This window comes from Streptomyces alanosinicus (genome assembly GCF_014650595.1).
In the GTDB taxonomy this organism is placed as follows: Bacteria; Actinomycetota; Actinomycetes; order Streptomycetales; family Streptomycetaceae; genus Streptomyces; species Streptomyces alanosinicus.
Genome location: NZ_BMVG01000007.1, coordinates 20756 through 38162, shown reverse-complemented (window position 1 = coordinate 38162; position 17407 = coordinate 20756). Strand labels below are relative to the sequence as shown.

16 protein-coding genes are annotated in these 17407 nt (G+C 72.2%); 10 read left to right on the top strand and 6 right to left on the bottom strand.

Annotated features, from left to right (window positions below; genetic code table 11):
- Positions 1-36 precede the first annotated feature (36 nt).
- Together IE277_RS17330 and ilvA are read right to left on the bottom strand one after the other, a co-directional pair.
- Positions 37-1038 (bottom strand): ATP-binding cassette domain-containing protein, encoded by a 1002-nt coding sequence (locus tag IE277_RS17330; RefSeq protein WP_189953386.1) that lies wholly within the window; start codon positions 1036-1038, stop codon positions 37-39.
- 175 nt (positions 1039-1213) lie between these two features.
- Positions 1214-2443 carry a threonine ammonia-lyase gene (ilvA, locus tag IE277_RS17325; protein WP_189953384.1) on the bottom strand — a complete coding sequence of 410 codons (1230 nt, stop codon included), beginning with the start codon at positions 2441-2443 and terminating at the stop codon, positions 1214-1216.
- 162 nt (positions 2444-2605) lie between these two features.
- Here ilvA and IE277_RS17320 point away from each other — a divergent pair, with 162 nt between their 5' ends.
- The 3 genes from IE277_RS17320 to IE277_RS17310 all read left to right on the top strand — a co-directional run bounded on the left by IE277_RS17320 (position 2606) and on the right by IE277_RS17310 (position 4092).
- Positions 2606-3112, top strand: a complete 507-nt coding sequence (locus tag IE277_RS17320) for a MarR family winged helix-turn-helix transcriptional regulator (protein WP_189953872.1) — start codon at positions 2606-2608, stop codon at positions 3110-3112.
- 157 nt (positions 3113-3269) lie between these two features.
- Positions 3270-3773 carry a sigma factor-like helix-turn-helix DNA-binding protein gene (locus IE277_RS17315; RefSeq protein WP_189953382.1) on the top strand — a complete coding sequence of 168 codons (504 nt, stop codon included), beginning with the start codon at positions 3270-3272 and terminating at the stop codon, positions 3771-3773.
- 70 nt (positions 3774-3843) lie between these two features.
- A complete protein-coding gene (locus tag IE277_RS17310) occupies positions 3844-4092 on the top strand; it encodes a hypothetical protein (protein WP_189953380.1) in 249 nt (82 codons plus the stop codon).
- A gap of 176 nt (positions 4093-4268) precedes the next feature.
- Here IE277_RS17310 and IE277_RS17305 read toward each other — a convergent pair whose 3' ends face one another.
- Positions 4269-5423, bottom strand: a complete 1155-nt coding sequence (locus IE277_RS17305; RefSeq protein ID WP_189953377.1) for a cystathionine gamma-synthase — start codon at positions 5421-5423, stop codon at positions 4269-4271.
- A gap of 239 nt (positions 5424-5662) precedes the next feature.
- Here IE277_RS17305 and IE277_RS17300 point away from each other — a divergent pair, with 239 nt between their 5' ends.
- From IE277_RS17300 to IE277_RS17285, 4 genes are all read left to right on the top strand, one after another.
- Positions 5663-6781: a hypothetical protein gene (locus IE277_RS17300; protein ID WP_189953375.1), complete on the top strand. Its 1119-nt coding sequence runs from the start codon at positions 5663-5665 to the stop codon at positions 6779-6781.
- Between the two features lie 217 nt (positions 6782-6998).
- A complete protein-coding gene (locus IE277_RS17295) occupies positions 6999-8633 on the top strand; it encodes a M48 family metallopeptidase (RefSeq protein WP_189953374.1) in 1635 nt (544 codons plus the stop codon).
- 182 nt (positions 8634-8815) lie between these two features.
- A complete protein-coding gene (locus IE277_RS17290) occupies positions 8816-9922 on the top strand; it encodes a hypothetical protein (protein ID WP_189953372.1) in 1107 nt (368 codons plus the stop codon).
- A gap of 52 nt (positions 9923-9974) precedes the next feature.
- Positions 9975-11063 carry a hypothetical protein gene (locus IE277_RS17285; RefSeq protein ID WP_189953370.1) on the top strand — a complete coding sequence of 363 codons (1089 nt, stop codon included), beginning with the start codon at positions 9975-9977 and terminating at the stop codon, positions 11061-11063.
- A gap of 30 nt (positions 11064-11093) precedes the next feature.
- Here the strand turns inward: IE277_RS17285 and IE277_RS47200 are convergent, their stop codons facing one another.
- Both IE277_RS47200 and IE277_RS17275 read right to left on the bottom strand, forming a co-directional pair.
- A complete protein-coding gene (locus IE277_RS47200) occupies positions 11094-12230 on the bottom strand; it encodes a glycoside hydrolase family 16 protein (RefSeq protein ID WP_229881686.1) in 1137 nt (378 codons plus the stop codon).
- Positions 12227-12763 carry a hypothetical protein gene (locus IE277_RS17275; RefSeq protein WP_189953369.1) on the bottom strand — a complete coding sequence of 179 codons (537 nt, stop codon included), beginning with the start codon at positions 12761-12763 and terminating at the stop codon, positions 12227-12229. The genes IE277_RS47200 and IE277_RS17275 overlap by 4 nt, the downstream gene beginning before the upstream one ends.
- A 225-nt stretch (positions 12764-12988) precedes the next feature.
- On the opposite strand from IE277_RS17275, the gene IE277_RS17270 reads away from it, so the two are divergent.
- Genes IE277_RS17270 through IE277_RS17260 form a run of 3 tightly spaced genes read left to right on the top strand, consistent with a single transcriptional unit; the run spans position 12989 to position 16156 of the window.
- Entirely contained in the window at positions 12989-14008 is a 1020-nt protein-coding gene (locus IE277_RS17270; RefSeq protein ID WP_189953367.1) for an ABC transporter substrate-binding protein, read from the top strand.
- A gap of 1 nt (position 14009) precedes the next feature.
- Complete coding sequence (locus IE277_RS17265; protein ID WP_189953365.1) at positions 14010-14999, top strand: FecCD family ABC transporter permease; 990 nt, start codon at positions 14010-14012, stop codon at positions 14997-14999.
- Positions 14996-16156 carry a FecCD family ABC transporter permease gene (locus tag IE277_RS17260; RefSeq protein ID WP_229881685.1) on the top strand — a complete coding sequence of 387 codons (1161 nt, stop codon included), beginning with the start codon at positions 14996-14998 and terminating at the stop codon, positions 16154-16156. Before IE277_RS17265 ends, IE277_RS17260 begins: the two co-directional genes overlap by 4 nt.
- Positions 16157-16219: 63 nt before the next feature.
- Here IE277_RS17260 and IE277_RS17255 read toward each other — a convergent pair whose 3' ends face one another.
- Entirely contained in the window at positions 16220-17266 is a 1047-nt protein-coding gene (locus IE277_RS17255; protein WP_189953363.1) for an NAD(P)-dependent alcohol dehydrogenase, read from the bottom strand.
- Between the last annotated feature and the right edge of the window lie 141 nt (positions 17267-17407).

The window sequence follows — 17407 nt, the reverse complement described above, 5'->3', positions numbered from 1 at the left end:
CGGGCGGTGCCACCCGTACCGCTTCGCTCACGGCGCTCATTTCAGGGCCTCCTTGCCGGTCTCCGCGCGGCTGCCGTCCTGGGCGTCCGGGGCGGCGGCCTCGGCCACATGGCCCGTCAGGGAGAGGAAGACGTCGTCCAGGGTCGGGCGGCGCAGCCCGATGTCGTCTATCTCGATCCCTCGGGCGTCCAGCTCTCGGATGATCTCGGCGAGCAGCTTGGCGCCGCCGGTGACGGGGACCGTGAGCCTGCGGGTGTGCTCCTCGACCGTGATCTCGCCCTTGCCGAGGCCGCGCAGCACCTCGGTGGCCTCCGCGATGTGGTCGCGCTCGTGCACCACGACCTCGACTCGCTCGCCGCCGGTGCGGGCTTTCAGCTGGTCGGAAGTGCCCTGGGCGATGACCCGGCCGTGGTCGACCACCGCGATGTCGTGGGCGAGGTGGTCGGCCTCCTCCAGATACTGGGTGGTGAGCAGGAGGGTCGTACCGCCGGAGACGAGCTGTTTGATGACCTCCCACAGCTGCTGGCGGTTGCGCGGGTCGAGGCCGGTGGTCGGCTCGTCCATGAACATCACCGGCGGCGAGACCACGAGGGCCGCGGCGAGGTCGAGCCGGCGGCGCATGCCTCCGGAGTACGTCTTGGCGGGGCGGTCGGCGGCATCCGAGAGGTGGAACTGCTCCAGCAGCTCCGCCGCGCGCGCCTTGGCCGCCTTGCTTCTCATCTGGTAGAGCTGCCCGACCATCTGCAGGTTCTCCCAGCCGGTCAGATAGTCGTCGACCGCCGCGAACTGACCGGACAGGCCGATCGAGCGACGCACGGTGTCGGGATGCTTCAGCACGTCCACGCCCGCCACGACCGCCCTGCCGCTGTCGGGGCGCAGCAGGGTCGTCAGGCATCGGACGGCCGTCGTCTTGCCTGCGCCGTTCGGCCCGAGGAGGCCGAGGACCGTGCCCTCGGGCACGTCCAGGTCGACGCCGTCGAGGGCCCTTACGTCGCCGAAGGTCTTCACCAGGCCTTCGGCATGGATGGCGCCTGGCATGTCTGTCTCCACGTCATCGGGGATTCACAGGAAAGGCTAGGTTTGCGCGCTCGGATACGTCTGTGGTTTTTCACCTGCGGGCGGCGGGGTCCGCGACCGCCACGACACACCATAACGCGATGTATCGCGTCGCTCAATGGGGTTCACCCGAACCGGTGGAGACGGGGTGCCGGCCTCAGCCGATAACGAGGTACCCCGCGTTCTGCAGGGCCTGGCCGACCTCGGCGCAGTGCGCCGGACCCTTCGTCTCCAGGTGCAGCTCCACCTCCGCCTCCGTGAGCCCGAGCCGGGGGTCGGTCCGTACGTGGCTCACGTCGAGGACATTGGCGTCGACCACCGACAACACCCCGAGGAGCGTGGCGAGAGCGCCCGGGCGGTCCGTCAGCCGGAGCCGAACGGCCAGGTAGCGGCCCTGCGCGGCCATGCCGTGCCGCAGCACGCGCTCCATCAGCACCGGGTCCACGTTCCCGCCGGAGAGCACCGCGACGACCGGGCCCTCGAAGGCGTCCGGCGCGCCCAGCAGCGCCGCGACCGGGCTCGCCCCGGCCGGCTCCACGACCATCTTGGCCCGCTCCAGACACAGCAGCAGCGCGGCCGACAGCTGGTCCTCGCCGACGGTGCGCACCTCGTCGACCAGATCGCGGATGATCCCGAACGGCACCACGCCCGGCCGCCCCACCTTGATGCCGTCGGCCATCGTCGCCGGGTTCCGCACCGACACCGGGTGCCCGGCGGCCAGGGAGGGCGGATAGGCCGCCGCGCCCTCCGCCTGCACCCCGACGATCCTGACGTCCGGCCGTATCGCCTTGACCGCCACCGCGATCCCGGCCGCGAGCCCGCCGCCACCGATCCCGACGACGATCGTGCGGACCTCCGGGCACTGCTCCAGGATCTCCAGACCGACCGTGCCCTGACCGGCGATGACGTCCGGGTGGTCGAAGGGGTGGATGAACACCGCGCCCGTCGCGGCCGCGTACTCCTCGGCGGCGGCCAGCGTCTCGTCGACCACCTGTCCGTGCAGCCGTACCTCGGCGCCGTAGTCACGGGTCGCGCTGATCTTCGGCAGCGGGGCGCCCTTCGGCATGAACACCGTGGAGTGCACACCGAGCAGCGAGGAGGCCAGAGCGACTCCCTGCGCGTGGTTCCCGGCGCTCGCGGCCACCACTCCGGCGGCGCGTTCCTCCGGCAGCAGCCCGGCGATGCGGACGTAGGCGCCGCGCAGCTTGAACGATCCGGTCCGCTGGAGGTTCTCGCACTTCAGCTGCACCGGCGCGCCGACCAGCTGGGACAGGTACCGGCTGCCCTCCATCGCGGTCACCCGCGCCACGCCCGAGAGCATCTTCTGGGCTCCGCGCACATCGTCGAGGGTGACGGAACGCACGGAACCGGCCGTGCCGTAGCTCATGACTCCAGCATCGCAGTTCACGCTCGTACACGACTGGGGTGACCAAGCAGCGAGACCGGTTTGTGCAGCGCCGGTACGGCCCGCCGCCGGGCCGCGTACCCTGTCCCCCAACCCAGCAGCCCTTCATGAAGCGAGCCTCCGGCCATGCCCACAACACCTGAAATGTCGATGGACATGACGACCGTCGGTGACACCGGTCTCCTCGACACCCTGCAGCATGAGGTGGCGGTGTTCGCCCGCCGTGCCGAACAGACGCGGCTCGGGGGTGTCGGGCAGGTGCGCAACTCCATGGACCGGGCCGCCTATCTGCTGCTCAACCGCCTCGACAAGGAAGGCCCGATGGGCGTCAAGGCGCTCGCGGCGAGCATGGGCATCGACTCCTCCACGGTCACCCGCCAGGTGGCCCCGCTGGTCGACACGGGGCTCGTCAAGCGCACCTCGCACCCCGAGGACGGACGCGCTGTGGTCCTTCAGCTGTCCCCGCGGGGGGTGGCCCGGCTGGAAGAGGTGCGCTGCTCCCGGCGCCAGCTGATGGCCGAGCTGACCGAGGACTGGGCGCCGGAGGAGCGCGAGCAGTTCTGCACGCTCCTGACCCGCTTCAACCTCGCGCTGTCCTCACGGATGACGGTGCAGGGGCCGGTGGTGACGGAACAGCCCCCGGCGTCCTGAGCCCCGGCCGCCCGTCGAGGGCGGTGTCCGCGCGGGCACCGGTCGGCTCCGGAGTCTTGACCCCGGGCCCACCACTGGCCTCATATGAGACCGGGTCCTGTGTCGTACGCGGTTCACCTGCCCGTACCGGGCAGGGCCCCCTCTAGGGGGAGGCGCGGTGCGTGATCGGCAGATGTCCCGTGGTGCCCGCCGGGCCAGGGAGTTCGAGGCGTTCGTCGCGGGCGCGGCCGGGCGTCTGCTGCATGCCGCCACGCTGCTCACGGCCGAGGCGCCGGACGCCAACCCGCGCGCGCGTCGCCTGCTGACACTCGCGCTCGCCCACACCTACGCGCGCTGGGACCGGCTGCACGGCGAGGACCCGTACGACTGCGCCCGCCAGCACCTCGCCACCCGCTTCGCCCGCGCGAGCTGGCATCAGTACGGCGCGTTCGGCCGCGCCCGCCCGGATCCGCGCAGCCCGCTGGCCGCGCTCGCCCCGCAGGAACGGCTGATCCTGGTACTGCGCCTGTACGAAGGTGTCGCCGAAGAACAGGCCGCGGCCCTGCTGGGCCTGCCGACGGACCGCGTCCACAGCATCTGCGACCGCGCGACCTCCACCTTGCTCCACCCGGCCCGCCCGGCCACCCCCCGCGTGACGGGCCCGAAGGTGGCACCGTCGTGAGGGGGCGGGGCGACGCCGTGCGGGGCTGGGTCGCGGCAGTGGACGGTCCCCGGGGTACGAGGAGGGCGGGGTGAACCGGGTCGAGCGGGAGGCCGCCGCGCGGCAGATCATGGAGGAGGCGCCGGCCCCGGTGCCGCCGGACGTATGTGCCGAGGCGGTGCGCCGGGGCGAGCGCCTGCTGCAGCGCAGGCTGCTCGTCCGCCGGGTGCTGTGGCTGCTGGCCTGTGCCGCGGCCGTGGCGTTCAGCGTGTGGGCGGCCCGGGTACACCCGTGGACACTGCCCCCCTCCCAGACGACCCCGCCGGTCACGGGCTGGTGACCGGACCGCTGATCCGCGCTGGTGGCCCGGGCTGGTGACCCGCGCTGATGGCTCAGGCTGGTGAGCCGCGCAGGCCGGGGGCCGAGGGCCGGGTAGGTCAAGCCGGTCAGCCGAACCGGTGGGCCGAACCGGTCGGCCGACGGCGTTGTGCCGTCGGCCGGTGTCGGTCCGTTCGGTCAGCCCAGGGCCTGCTGGAGGTCCGCCAGCAGGTCGTCGACGTTCTCGATGCCCACGGACAGCCGGACCAGGTCGGCGGGGACCTCAAGGGCGGAGCCCGCCGCGGAGGCGTGCGTCATACGGCCGGGGTGCTCGATGAGGGACTCGACGCCGCCAAGCGACTCACCGAGGGTGAAGACCTTGGCGCGGTTGCACACCTCGACCGCCGCCTCCTCGCCACCCTCGACGCGGAAGGACACCATGCCGCCGAACGCCCTCATCTGCTTCGCGGCGACCTCGTGACCGGGGTGGTCGGGCAGCCCCGGGTACAGCACCTGCGTCACGCGCGCGTGCCGGGTCAGCATGTCGGCGATCTTCGTGGCGTTCTCGCTGTGCCGGTCCATCCGCACGGCGAGGGTCTTGGTGCCGCGCAGCACCAGCCAGGAGTCGAAGGGACCGGCGACGGCGCCCATGGCGTTCTGGTGGTAGGCCAGTTCCTCGCCGAGAGCCTGGTCGGCGACGATCAGCGCGCCGCCGACCACGTCGGAGTGACCGCCCATGTACTTGGTCAGGGAGTGGACGACAACGTCCGCGCCGAGCGACAGCGGCTGCTGGAGGTAGGGCGTGGCGAACGTGTTGTCGACGACGAGCCGCGCGCCCGCGTCGTGCGCGGCCTGAGCGACGGCGGCGATGTCGGTGATGCCCAGCAGCGGGTTGGAGGGGGTCTCCACCCAGACGGCCTTCGTCTTCGGCGTGATCGCGGCACGCACGGCGGCCGGGTCGCTGGTGTCGGCGACGGACCACTCCACGCCCCAGCGGGTGACGACCTTGGCGAAGAGCCGGAAGGTGCCGCCGTAGGCGTCGTTCGGGATCACCACGTGGTCCCCGGGGCTGAGCAGCGTGCGCAGCAGGGTGTCCTCGGCCGCCAGGCCGGACGCGAAGGCGAGGCCGCGGCGGCCGCCCTCCAGCGCGGCGAGGTTCTCCTCAAGGGCGGTGCGGGTGGGGTTGGCGCTGCGGCTGTACTCATAGCCGCCGCGCAGCCCGCCGACGCCGTCCTGCTTGTAGGTCGAGACCTGGTAGATCGGCGGGACGACCGCGCCGGTGAGGGGATCCGCGGTGTTGCCCGCGTGGATCGCGAGGGTCTCGAAGTGCTGACTGAAATGCCTGTCGCTCATGTGCACCGAGCGTAGTGCGCCTGGCCGGATGCTGACGCCCGCACGGCGAGGGAACGGCGAGGGGAGCGGCCGAAAGAGGGTTTTCCCTGTGCGGACCGCGACCATGCCCCCTCCGTCGCCGGAGCCAAGGGCACCGCCGCCGGGCGGCCGCCGACCTGCCTGTCATGACCCGGACCGGAGTTTTCCACAGCCGGCGGCGGGGTTGGCCAATTGTCGGCGGCGTCTGGTTCGCTTGAGGCATGGCGATTCTCTGGCTGGTCATGGCACTGCTCATGCTGAGCTTCGTGCTGCTCCCGTTCATGCGGCGCAGGCGCGGGATGATCGAGCAGGTGCACCCGGGACACCCGGACGCCGCCGACCCGGCGGCCTACGGCTTCGTGCGCCAGGAAGAGCTGGACGTGCGCATGCCCGGCCCGGACCAGGACCTGCTGGACGTCCTGGACGTGGTGCAGCGCACGCAGGACTACCGCGCGGCCGCCCAGCTGCTGGCCGGCACCGAGACCGGGGGAGAGCGGCGCTGGCAGCGGGTGCAGGCCTTCGCGGGCGCCGCCGCGCTGGAGCTCCAGCAGCGACCGGGCGGGGTGCATGAGACGCCGGGCGGCCAGTGGCTGCGGGTGTGGCGGGCCGAGCAGCCCAAGGACGCGGGCGCCGCCGCCGTGTACGCCGAGTTCCTGGTGCAGCAGGCCTGGCGGACCTCGACGCCGGGCACGGACGACTTCCGGATCATCATGGAGGAGGCCCGGGACGCGTGCGGGCAGGCGGCCCTGCTGGCCCCCGGCGACCCGGTGTCGTACATCGCCGAGCTGTCCATCGCCCGCGGACTCGCCTACTCCCAGGCCGAGTTCGACCAGCTGTGGCTGAAGATCCTCGACCGCTCACCGCATCACATGGGCGCGCATCTGGTCGCGCTGCACTACTGGTGCGAGAAGTGGCACGGCTCGCGCGAGCAGGCGTACTCCTTCGCCGAGGCCGCCGCAGCCCGCGCCCCACAGGGTTCGCTGCTCGCCGCGCTGCCGCTGTTCGCGGTCTTCGAGCACCTCCCCGAGGTCAACCTGGTGGCGGGCTTCTATCAGAGCGAGGTCGTCACCAAGGCGATGCACGGCGCCCTGCACGCGGTGCACTCGGCCCGCCCCGACGATCCGATGCTCGCCCACGTCCGCCATCTGCTGATCCTCTTCCTGGTCCGCGCCGAGCGCTGGCAGGAGGCCATGCACCAGCTCATACACGTCGACGGGCACATCGGCGCGCTGCCCTGGACCCTGTCCGCCGACCCGGCGGCCGAGTTCGCGGTCTACCGCGCCCTGGCGGTGGCCGGTTACGAGGCCAACGGCGGCAGCCCGGCCACCCTGCCCGGCTGAGCGGCCGCCGGACGCCGGGCACCCTCCCCTCACCCCCCGTCACCGCGTCGCCCTGCCGACACAACCGCGTTGCCCTGCTGACCTGCGGTAGGGCATACTCCGGCATCCCCCCACACCGCACCACGCCCGCCGGCACGCCGTCGCCACGGCACCGTGCCGAGTGACGCCCGTGCACCATGTCCTGACTTCACTGAGGTCCTGTGGGGGGATCTGCCCGATGGGCGCAACTCTGCGCGCGCTGCGCGCTCTCGTTCTGCTGCTCGGTTTCTATCTGCTGAGCCTCGCGCTGCTCGCGGCGCTGATCGGTCTCGATGTCGTCGTGTTCACCTGGGGACACGGCGCGGTCGCCGTGAAGCTCGCGCTCGTGTCGGTGCTGCTCGCCGCCCCCGTCGTACGCGGCATGTTCATGCTGCACACACCCAAGGGCGAGGACGGGCCCGGCATCGCGGTCACCGAGGCCGCGGAGCCCCGGCTGTGGGCCCTCGTCCGGGACGTCGCGGCCGCGGCCGGCACCCGCGTCCCCGACCGGATCCTGCTCACCGGCGAGGTCAACGCGTCCGTCAGCGAGAAGCCGCGGCTGCTCGGCCTGCTGCCCGGACCACGCCGTCTGCACCTCGGCGTTCCGCTGCTGACCGGTCTGACCGAGGCTCAGCTGAGGGCCGTACTCGCCCATGAATACGGCCACTTCACCGGCGGCGACACCCGGCTCTCCTCGCTGGTCGTGCGCGGCCGTGCGCAACTGGCGCGGGTCATCGGGCAGTTCCATGCCAAGGCGGACGGCAAGGTGGCCACCGAACGGGCCCGGCAGGAGCAGGCCGCGGCCAAGCGGATCGCCAAGGGCAAGAAGGCCAAGCAGGTCGACACCACCGGCTCCGGGGCGACGTACCGGATGATGGCGGCCATCTACACCGCGTACGCCAAGCTCTATATGCGCGCCTCGCTGTCCACGGCACGCGATCAGGAGTTCGCCGCCGACCTGTCCGCCGCACGGCTCGCCGGACGCGACGCGACGGCGTCGGCGCTGCGCGAGATCCCGGTGCTGTCCGCCTCCCACGACTTCTACCTCGACTCCTATGCCACCCTCGGCCTGCGGGCCGGGCTGCTGCCGCCGCGCGGCGAGTTCTTCGGCGGCTTCGGGAAGCTGCTGACGGCCCGTGAACCGGAGCTGGTCCGGCACCGCGCGGAGCTGCCGGAGGAACCGGCTTCGCCGTACGACTCGCACCCGCCGATCGCCGAGCGCGTGCGCCGGATCGAGGCACTGCCCGCCGACGGACGCACCGAGGAGGCCAAGGGCGCGGCGCTCGCCCTGCTCACCGCGCCGGAGCAGACCCTGGCCGCGCTGGAGGACGCCGTCCTCGTCGACGAGGTGCTCGCCTTCCGCCGCACCGCCGGCTGGGAGGAACTGCTGGACGCCTCGATGGCGGCGGGCCTGTCCTCGGCGCACACGCCGCTGCGCCGGGCACTGGCCGCCTACACCGGGCAGCCGCCGACACTGACCGCGCTGCTCGACGTCATCGACAAGGGCCGGCTGTGGCAACTGGCCGGGAAGCTGCCGCTGTCACAGGAGGCGGCCGCAGCGACGGGGCGGGCGTTCCGCGAGTTCGCACGGCCCGTGATGCGCGGCTCGGTGCGGACGATGGTGCTGGCCGAGTTCAGCGCGCGGTCGCTGCTGCACTGGGAGTTCTCCTGGTCCCACCCGGCCGCCGTACGGCTGTCGGGCCGGGGTGCGCAGGCCACGCGGGACGACGACCCCGACGCCGCCCTGCACGCGGCGGTGGACGCGGCGCTCGCCGACCATCCCGACACCGCACCCCTGCGGGCTCTGCTGCCACCGGCGGCACAGCCCGCCTGACCGGGGCGGCCCGCACAGCCGAACGCGCCGCGACTCACCACCACCGGCCGGCCAGCCGACAACGACGATCTCCTGCCGACGACCGACGCCCGACGGCCAGCGACCAGCGACCAACGGCCGACACCCGACGACCCACGACCCACGACCCACGAACGACGACCCACGAACGGACCGAACCACCGATGACCCCCCTCCTGTGGATCCTGGGGATCCTGGCCCTCCCTGTCGTGATCGCCGCCGTGTGGTTCACCGGCGCGTTCGTGAAGGAACTCTTCTCGCCGAGCCCTCCCGGCCCCGACCCGGCGGCGCAGGTCGCGCAGCGTCTCGGCCTGCTGCCCGCCGAGCGGCAGGACACCGAGCACCCGGCGCCCCTGCCGGACACGTGGGCGGCCGCTCTCGACGCGGTGCGCGGCGGCGACTGGCAGCCCGCGGCCGAGCTGCTGCGGGCCGTGGACCGGGACTGGGAACGCCGTTCGGCGCTCACCGCTCTGCTGGGTGCGGCGGCGGCCGAGGAGGACGGCTGGCTGATGGACTGGGAGGCGGCACGCCCCGAGGACCCGGACGCGGCGGTGGTCAGGGCGCAGAGCACGGTGTCCCTGGCCTGGGAACTGCGGGGTTCGCTGGGGGCCGGGAGCACGACGCGCGAGCAGTTCGACGGCTTCCACCGCACGCTCGCCGCCGCGCGCGAGGAGATCACGCGGGCGGCCGCGCTGAACCCCGACGACCCGACGCCGTACATCACGGAGATCTGGGTGGCGCTCGGACTCGGTTGTCCGCACGCGGAGATGGAGAGGCTGTGGGCGCAGATCACCGCCCGCGCCCCGCACCACTACGGCGCCCATCACGCGGCTCTGCAGTACTGGTGCGCGAAGTGGCGGGGGTCGAGGGAACTCGCGTCCGGCTTCGCCGAGAAGGCGGCGGCCGGCGCACCGGTGGGCAGCCTGCTGACGGTACTGCCGCTCGTCGCGCACTTCGAGCACGACGGGTCGACCGATGTCGCGGCCGACGGCACGCCGGAGATGGTGGCCCGGGTCGACGCGGGCCTCGCGGACGCGGCAGCCGCGGCGGCCGCCGACCCCGGCCGGCCGGGCCTCGCCCAGCTGCGGCACCTGCTGGCGTTCTATCTGCATCTGCAGGACCGGCACGAAGCCGCGCTGGAGCAGTTCAGGCTGGTCGACGGCCATGTGGACGCGCTGCCATGGCGCTACCACGGCGACGGAGCGGCGGCCTACTACTGCCAGGTCCGCAACGAGACGGCGCGGGCGGCGGCCGGCCGGGTCACCGGGTAACGGATGGGGCACGTCAGCTCCCGGCAGCCACACGATCCTTAGTGTCTGTGGCATGGATGGAATCGATCTTGCCGACGGAGCGGTGGGCGCGATACTCGGCATGGTCTGCGCCGTGGTGTTCCAACAGCCGCTGCAGGACGCCTGGTACCGGCTGCGTCGGGGCTCCACGACGACGATGCGCACCCTGCGCCGGCGGGAGGCATCGGCGCCGGCCTGGCAGACGTTCTCACTCGGGCCCCTGCGGACTTCCGCGTTGATCGTCGAAGGCGACGGGTCGTCTCCGGTTCCTCCGGAGGCGATCGGCATCCAGGTGCTCGACGAAGAGGTGGTGCTGCCACCGGACATGGCCGGCTGGCGGGACGAGATCGCCGAGGAGGCCGAGCGGTCGCGGGCGCAGGGACGTACGCCGCCGTGGAACGGTCCGCGCTACGCCGTCGAGTCCTTCGAGGTCTCCCGCACCCCGCTCGACGAGCGTCCCGAGGTCCGGCTGCGGCTGCGCCCCACCGACTACTACACGTTCCTCGCCGCCCAGCAACTGGACCGTGAGCTCCCGGACGGCACCACGCCCCGGTCCCGCTATCTGGACCCCGACGACCCACTGGCGGCGCCGTCCTTTCTGCACTGCAGTTTCGCCGTCAATGTCGCCGTGGTCACCGCCGACGACATGCTCGTCGTGAGCCGGCGCAGCAACCGGGTACGCATGGCACCCGGTGTCTGGAACTCCTCCGTCAACGAGGGTCTTTCGCGGCACAACGATTCTGACCTGCACGCGGCGGCCCGTCGCGGGATGTGGGAGGAGCTGTCCCTGGAGCCCCACGAATACTCCCTCGACCTCCTGGCCTTCGTCCTGGACCTGGACAAGCGCCACTGGAGTGGCCACTTCTACGCCCGGCTGAACGACGTCTCCAGCGCGGGTCTTCGCACACGCATGAGCCGGGGTGTCACCGATCGCTGGGAGCACCAGAGCGTCGACTACGTTCCCTTCCGCCCTGCGACCGTGGTCGCGTACATGCTGCGGACCGACCGCGTCCAGCGCTGGGCCCCCTTGGCACCGGCCCTCTTCCATCTCGCCCTCGTGCACGTGTACGGCCGTACGCGGGTCGAGCGGATGGCGGCACAGGTCCTGCGCCGCCGCCGTTGAGAGACCGGCTCAGTCGTGCGTGGGCTCACGTCAGCGCCACACGCGGACGTAGTCGGCGTAGAAGATGATCGGGGAGGCGCTGCTCGGTCCCGGGTGGTAAGTGCCGTCGGAGATGGAGAGGTTGAGGATGATGTTGGGGGACCAGGTGCTGCCGACGCCGGTGTGGTCGGAGAAGATGAGCCTGCCGTTGAGGTACCAGTCGTCGTTGGTGGCCCCGAAGTGGACGCCCAGGGTGACCCACGCCCCTGGATAGATGTTCGCGGCGTCGGTGTAGTAAGTGGCCGCCGGATGAACGTGGTTGGCGATCTCCAGCAGGTTGGGGTTGTCGGGGTGGTACTCGAAACCGTCGACCTCGCTGTCCCCGTTGAGCCAGGTCCACACGGCGGGCCAGGATCCGCTGGCACGGGGCAGCTGGACGCGCGCCTCGGCGTAGTCACCGGTGCGGGTCCGGAAGTTCTGCGTGGTGTTCTCGGTGGTCAGCAACCCCGTGTCCCATGACCTCAGGTTGTCCTCCAGGATGTGGCTGCCCGGAGTGGCGGTGAAGGTGCTCAGACCACCGGACACGGTGATCGTGGAGGGGTTCAGCCAGTCGAGTTTCCGGTCGTCGGGGTTGTGGTTGCCGTACTTGTAGGCACTGGTGGTGGAGCCGTTCCAGCGGCTGCCGAAGGGGATGGGTCCGTCGAACTCCTCGTCGAAGGCGAGGGACTTGCCATAGGCGGGCGAGGACGGACCGGGGCCGGTGATGACGAGCCTGCGGCTGGGCAGGTTGTGATAGCCGCTGGACGTCCGGTAGTAGCCGAACTCGGTGTAGGTGCCCGGCGCGAAGGTGCGCGGCGAGGTGGTCATGGTCAGGGTGTTGCCGCAGATCGTGGTGGTGCCGCGCGCCCCGGGGAAGTCGAGGTTGTTGCCGGCGGAGTCACGTACGGCCACACCCAGTTGCTGCACCGTCAGGCATCCTCCGACGGTGTGCACCCGCAGCCTCGCGCTCACCGGTGTGGTCGTCGAGGCGGACGTGGGGGTCAGGGAGTCCAGGACGACGGTGGGCGCGGCCCAGGCGGGGCCGGCGGGGAGCAGGGCCAGCAGCATCGCCATCACGACGAGCCCCACACGGCGGCGGATCGACTTCGGCATGAGGCCGGGCGGGGTTCCGAGATGAATCACCGTCATCCCACCTGAAGGGCGAAGGACGCCGTGTTGTTGCCGGAGTTCGTGTCGTCCGGGCTGCTCACGGCCACCCTGCCGCCCGAGAGCGTGACCCCGTGCGCGATGTCGGAGGGGACGCGGACGGGGATCTGCACGGTGGCGGTCTTCAGCAGGCCGAGCCCCGGAGCGAAGGTGCACACGACCGTGCCACCGCTCGCGTCAGGAGTGCAGGACGGCGGGAAGAACGGCCCGACGGCCGCAGCTCCGCCGGGCACCGTGACACGGACGGTGGCGGTGGACGCCGTCTCGTCCGGCCCGAAATTGGCGATGAGCACGCGCAGCATCGTCGTACCGCCGGGCAGTACGCCGCCGACGCTGAGGGCGACGATGTCGAGATCCGAGCGGGAGGGGTCGACGGCACTCGGGGGTCCTGGCCGTGCGGTCTTCGTGTGGGGTTGGGGTCGTGGCTGGTCGGCGGCGGCCGGCGCCGCTCCGGCCGCACACAGCGCAACGACCAGAGTGACTCGGGACACGATCGAGGCACGGATCCGGGGCACCTGTGCTCTCCTCTGGGACGGGGCCGGACGTTACGGACAGTGACTTTGCATGCCGACACCGTCCGACCCCGTCGCACCGCACGTGCCGCCGCCCCCAGGACCACTCCAACGGCCCAGGCCACCGGCTGTCCACCCACCCGGACCGCGAAGGTAAGGTGAGCCTCGCCTTAGTTTTCGATCGGAGTGCGAGTCGTGCGTGCGTTGAGGTTGAGGGCCGTTCTGGTCATGTCCGTCGCGGGAGGCCTGCTGGTCGGCTGCGGATCGGCCGGCGGAGAAGGGGCCACGGGAGGTTCCGGTACGGCCGGCGGCGGGCGGCACGGCGTCATCGGCGCCTCCGCGGGCCCCACCGCCGCACCCAGCGCGCTCGCCTCCGGCATGGGCTCGGACACCGACGCCGACGGCGTCTTCCCGCGCACGGTCACGCACTTCGAGGGCCGTACGACGCTCACGTCGGCACCGCGGCGCATCGCCGTGCTCAGCACGGGCCAGCTGGACGATCTGCTCTCCCTCGGCATCGTGCCGGCCGCCGCGACCCGCGCGGACAACGCCCATCTCGTCCCCGACTACCTCGCCGACGCCTTCCCCCAGGACAAGCGGAAGCTTGCCGCGATGACCGACGCGGGCACCCGCCAGGCACCCAACCTGGAGTCCCTGGCCACGGCCAAGCCCGACCTGATCCTGGTCAACGACTCCCTCGGCGACCTTTACCCCAAGCTCTCGAAGATCGCGCCGACCGTCGTCACCGCGGGCAACGGCATCAACTGGAAGCGGGACCTGCTGCTCGTCGGCGACGCCGTCGGCAAGGGCCACGAGGCGCGGAAGATGCTCGACGGCATCGCGTCGGACGCGAAGGAGAGCGGCGCGGCGCTCAGCGGCTCCACCACCGTGTCCATGCTGCGCTTCACCCCGGGCCGCACGCGCATGTTCGGCGTGTCCTCCTTCACCGGGTCCCTCGCCGTCGACATGGGTCTCGCGCGGCCGAAGTCCCAGCGGTTCACGGCCATTTCACAGGACATCAGTGCCGAACGCATCGACTCGGCCGACGGCGACCGGATCTTCTACTCCGTGCAGGGCGATCCCGCGAAGACGGACGCGGAGGGTGTCCTGGCCGGGCCGCTGTGGAAGTCGATGAAGGCGGTCAAGGCCGGACACGCGGTGCGGGTGGACGACGACCCGTGGTACCTCAACGCCGGCCCCACGGCCGCCCGTCTGGTCGTACGACAGCTCGCCGAGCACCTTCGGTAAGGTGCGCCGCCTGCTCGCCTGGCCGGCGGCCGCCGCCCTGCTGGCCCTCGCCGTCCTGCTCAGCCTCGCGATCGGCACCCGGCCGGTGGCACCGGACGTCGCCCTCAACGCCCTGCTGCACGGCGGGAGTTCACCGGACGCGCTCGTCGTGCGGTCCCTGCGCGTGCCGCGGACGCTCGTCGGGCTGACCGCGGGGGCCGCGCTCGGGCTCGCCGGGGCCGCGCTGCAGGCCGTCACCCGCAATCCGCTCGCCGACCCCGGAGTACTGGGGCTGAGCCAGGGCGCGGCGGCGGGAGTAGTCCTCGCGCTCGCCCTCGGCGCCGGGTACGGCTTCGAGGGGACCGTCTGGTACGCCTTCGCCGGGGCCGTCGCCGCCGCGTGCCTGGTGTACGGCATCGCCTCGCGCGGGCGCGGCGGGGCCACGCCGGTGAAGCTGGCGCTCGCCGGTACGGCGTTGTCGGCGATGGCCGCCGGGGCGACGACCGTGGTGCTGACGTCGAGTTCGGCGACGCTGGACCGGTTCCGGTTCTGGCAGGTGGGGACGGTCGGCGGGCGGGACGCGGGGACGGTCGTACGGATGCTGCCGTTTCTCCTGGCCGGGGGTGTGCTGGTGCTGGCGTGCGCGCGGGGACTGGACGCGCTGGCCCTCGGGGACGACACGGCGCGGGCGCTCGGGCACCGGGTGCGTACGGTGCGGGCTGCGGCGGCGCTGGGGGCGACCTTGCTGGTCGCGTCCGCGGTGGCCGCGGCGGGGCCGATCGCGTTCGTGGGGCTCGCCGTGCCGCATGCGGTGCGGAGGCTGGTGCGGGGGGTCGGGTACCGGGCGGTGTTGCCGTTGTCCGCGGTGCTGGGTGCGGTGTTGCTGCTGGTCGCCGATGTGGCGGGCCGAGTGGTCCGGCCTCCTTCCGAGGTACCGGCCGGGGTGATGACGGCGTTGGTGGGGGTGCCGGTGCTGGTGGTACTGGTGCGCAGGAAGGGTGCCGTGTCGTGACAGGTGACCGGCGTCGGGACCGGACAGCCGACGGCACCGCAACCCCCCAGGGGCGCGGGGAACTGCGCGACCGGCCACGACGCACCCGCAGCACCCACACCCACACCCGCACCCGCACCCGCACCCGCACCCGGGAGACCGTCCTCCGCCCGCACCCCCTCCTCTCCCTCCGCCTCCACCGCCGGTCGGCCCTCGTCGCCCTCGCCCTCTTCGGCCTCACGGCGGCGGCCATGGCCGCCTCCGCCTGCCTCGGCCGGACCCTCGTACCGCCGGACGGCGCCTGGCGTGCCCTGTGGCACGGCGGCACCCCCTACGACCTGGTCGTCACGGAACTCCGCGTCCCCAGGATCGTGCTCGGCGCGCTCGTCGGAGCCGCGCTCGGACTGGCGGGGGCACTCGTACAGACGGTGACCAGGAACCCGCTCGCCAGTCCCGATGTGATCGGCGTCGGACACGGCGCCGCCGCCGCGACCGTGCTCGCGCTCGCCACCGGCGTGACGGACTCCCCCGGCGCCCTGCCCGCCGTGTCCGTCGCCGGCGGACTCGGGGCCGCCGCGCTCGTCCACGCGCTGGCCTGGCGGCGCGGCATGCAGGCCGGCCGGTTCGTGCTCATCGGCGTCGGCATCGGGGTGGCCCTGTCGGCCGTCGTCCAGCTGTATCTCGCGGACAGCGAGCTGGACGCGGCAGAACAGATGAAGCTGTGGCTCACCGGAAGCCTCGACGGCCGGGGCTGGGAGCAGGCCCTGCCCCTGGCCGTGGTGCTCGCGGTGTGCCTGCCCGCACTGGTCTGGGCGGGATGGGCCGCCCGGCCGCTGGGGCTCGGGGACGAGACCGCGGCCGGGCTCGGTGTCCGGGTGGACCGCACCCGGCTGGTGCTGACCGTGCTCGGTGTCGTACTCGCCGCCACCGCGACCGGCGCGGCCGGTCCGATCGGGTTCGTCGCGCTGACCGCGCCCCAGCTGGCCCGCCGCCTCGCCTGCACCCCGCACCTGCCGCTGCTCTGCTCGGCGCTGACGGGCGCGGTGGTGCTGGTGACCGCCGACCTGGCGGCGCGCACGCTCCTGCCGCCGCTGGAGATACCGGTCGGCGCGCTCACGGCGCTGGTCGGCGGGCCGTACCTGCTGTGGCTGCTGGGCCGCGGACCCAGGCAGACGTGACGACGTCGGACCGTCACGACGTCAGATCGTCACGACATCAGATCGTCACAGCTCGTGACGACGTCAGATCGTCGCCGTGTCGATCACGAAGCGGTAGCGGACATCGCTGTTCACGACCCGCTCGTACGCCTCGTTGATCTGGTCGGCGCGGATCAGCTCGATCTCGGCGCCCAGGCCGTGCTCGGCGCAGAAGTCGAGCATCTCCTGGGTCTCCGGGATGCCGCCGATGCCGGAGCTGCTCAGGCTGCGGCGGTGACCGAAGACCGAGGAGAGCAGGATGGGCGCCGGCTCCTCCGGGATGCCGACGTTGACCATCGCGCCGTCCGTCCGCAGCAGCGACAGATACGCGTCGAAGTCGAGCGGCGCCGAGACCGTGTTGAGGATGATGTCGAAGGTGCCCTTGAGAGTCTCGAAGGTCTTCGGGTCGCTGGTGGCGTAGTAGCGGGTGGCGCCCAGCTTCAGCCCGTCGTCCTTCTTGCGCAGGGACTGGGACAGCACGGTGACCTCGGCGCCGAGCGCCGCCGCGATCTTCACGCCCATGTGGCCGAGGCCGCCGAGGCCGACGACCGCGACCTTCTTGCCCGGACCGGCGTTCCAGTGCCTGAGCGGCGAATACGTGGTGATGCCGGCGCAGAGCAGCGGCGCGGCCACGTCCAGGGAGAGGCCGTCGGGGATGCGGACGACGTAGTTCTCGTCGACGACGATCTTCTGTGCGTAGCCGCCGTAGGTGGGCTGTCCGTCCTTGCCCACGGAGTTGTACGTCCAGACCGGGCCGCCGCCGGTGCAGTACTGCTGCAGGCCGGCCTTGCAGTTGTCGCACTCGCGGCAGGAGTCGACCATGCAGCCGACGCCCACGCGGTCGCCGACGGCGTACTTCGTGACACCCGCGCCGACCTCGGCGACGACACCCGCGATCTCATGACCGGGCACCATCGGGAAGATCGCCGTGCCCCAGCCCTCCCGGGCCTGGTGGATGTCGGAGTGGCAGATACCGGCGAACTCGATGTCGATCAGGACGTCGGACTCGCCGACCGCGCGCCGCTCGATGGTGGTCCGCTCCAGCGGGGCCTTCGCGGCGGGCGCGGCGTAAGCAGCAACAGGGGTGGTCATGCCGGGTTCTCCTAGCGATGTCAGCGCGCCCGGCTGCCTTCCCACCGGGCACACGAGCAGCTTCTCCCACGCTACGACGACCACCCAGACCACGCTTCTGCATACGTCCGCCGTGCCTACCACTGGCGGGGTCAGGTTCCG

Coding starts and splice junctions, on each gene's coding strand:
- IE277_RS47200 (WP_229881686.1), bottom strand. CDS start 12,230: ATGACGGTGATTCATCTCGGAACCCCGCCCGGCCTCATGCCGAAGTCG.
- IE277_RS17255 (WP_189953363.1), bottom strand. CDS start 17,266: ATGACCACCCCTGTTGCTGCTTACGCCGCGCCCGCCGCGAAGGCCCCG.
- IE277_RS17330 (WP_189953386.1), bottom strand. CDS start 1,038: ATGCCAGGCGCCATCCATGCCGAAGGCCTGGTGAAGACCTTCGGCGAC.
- IE277_RS17305 (WP_189953377.1), bottom strand. CDS start 5,423: ATGAGCGACAGGCATTTCAGTCAGCACTTCGAGACCCTCGCGATCCAC.
- IE277_RS17300 (WP_189953375.1), top strand. CDS start 5,663: ATGGCGATTCTCTGGCTGGTCATGGCACTGCTCATGCTGAGCTTCGTG.
- IE277_RS17295 (WP_189953374.1), top strand. CDS start 6,999: ATGGGCGCAACTCTGCGCGCGCTGCGCGCTCTCGTTCTGCTGCTCGGT.
- IE277_RS17270 (WP_189953367.1), top strand. CDS start 12,989: ATGTCCGTCGCGGGAGGCCTGCTGGTCGGCTGCGGATCGGCCGGCGGA.
- IE277_RS17285 (WP_189953370.1), top strand. CDS start 9,975: ATGGATGGAATCGATCTTGCCGACGGAGCGGTGGGCGCGATACTCGGC.
- ilvA (WP_189953384.1), bottom strand. CDS start 2,443: ATGAGCTACGGCACGGCCGGTTCCGTGCGTTCCGTCACCCTCGACGAT.
- IE277_RS17290 (WP_189953372.1), top strand. CDS start 8,816: ATGACCCCCCTCCTGTGGATCCTGGGGATCCTGGCCCTCCCTGTCGTG.
- IE277_RS17320 (WP_189953872.1), top strand. CDS start 2,606: ATGTCGATGGACATGACGACCGTCGGTGACACCGGTCTCCTCGACACC.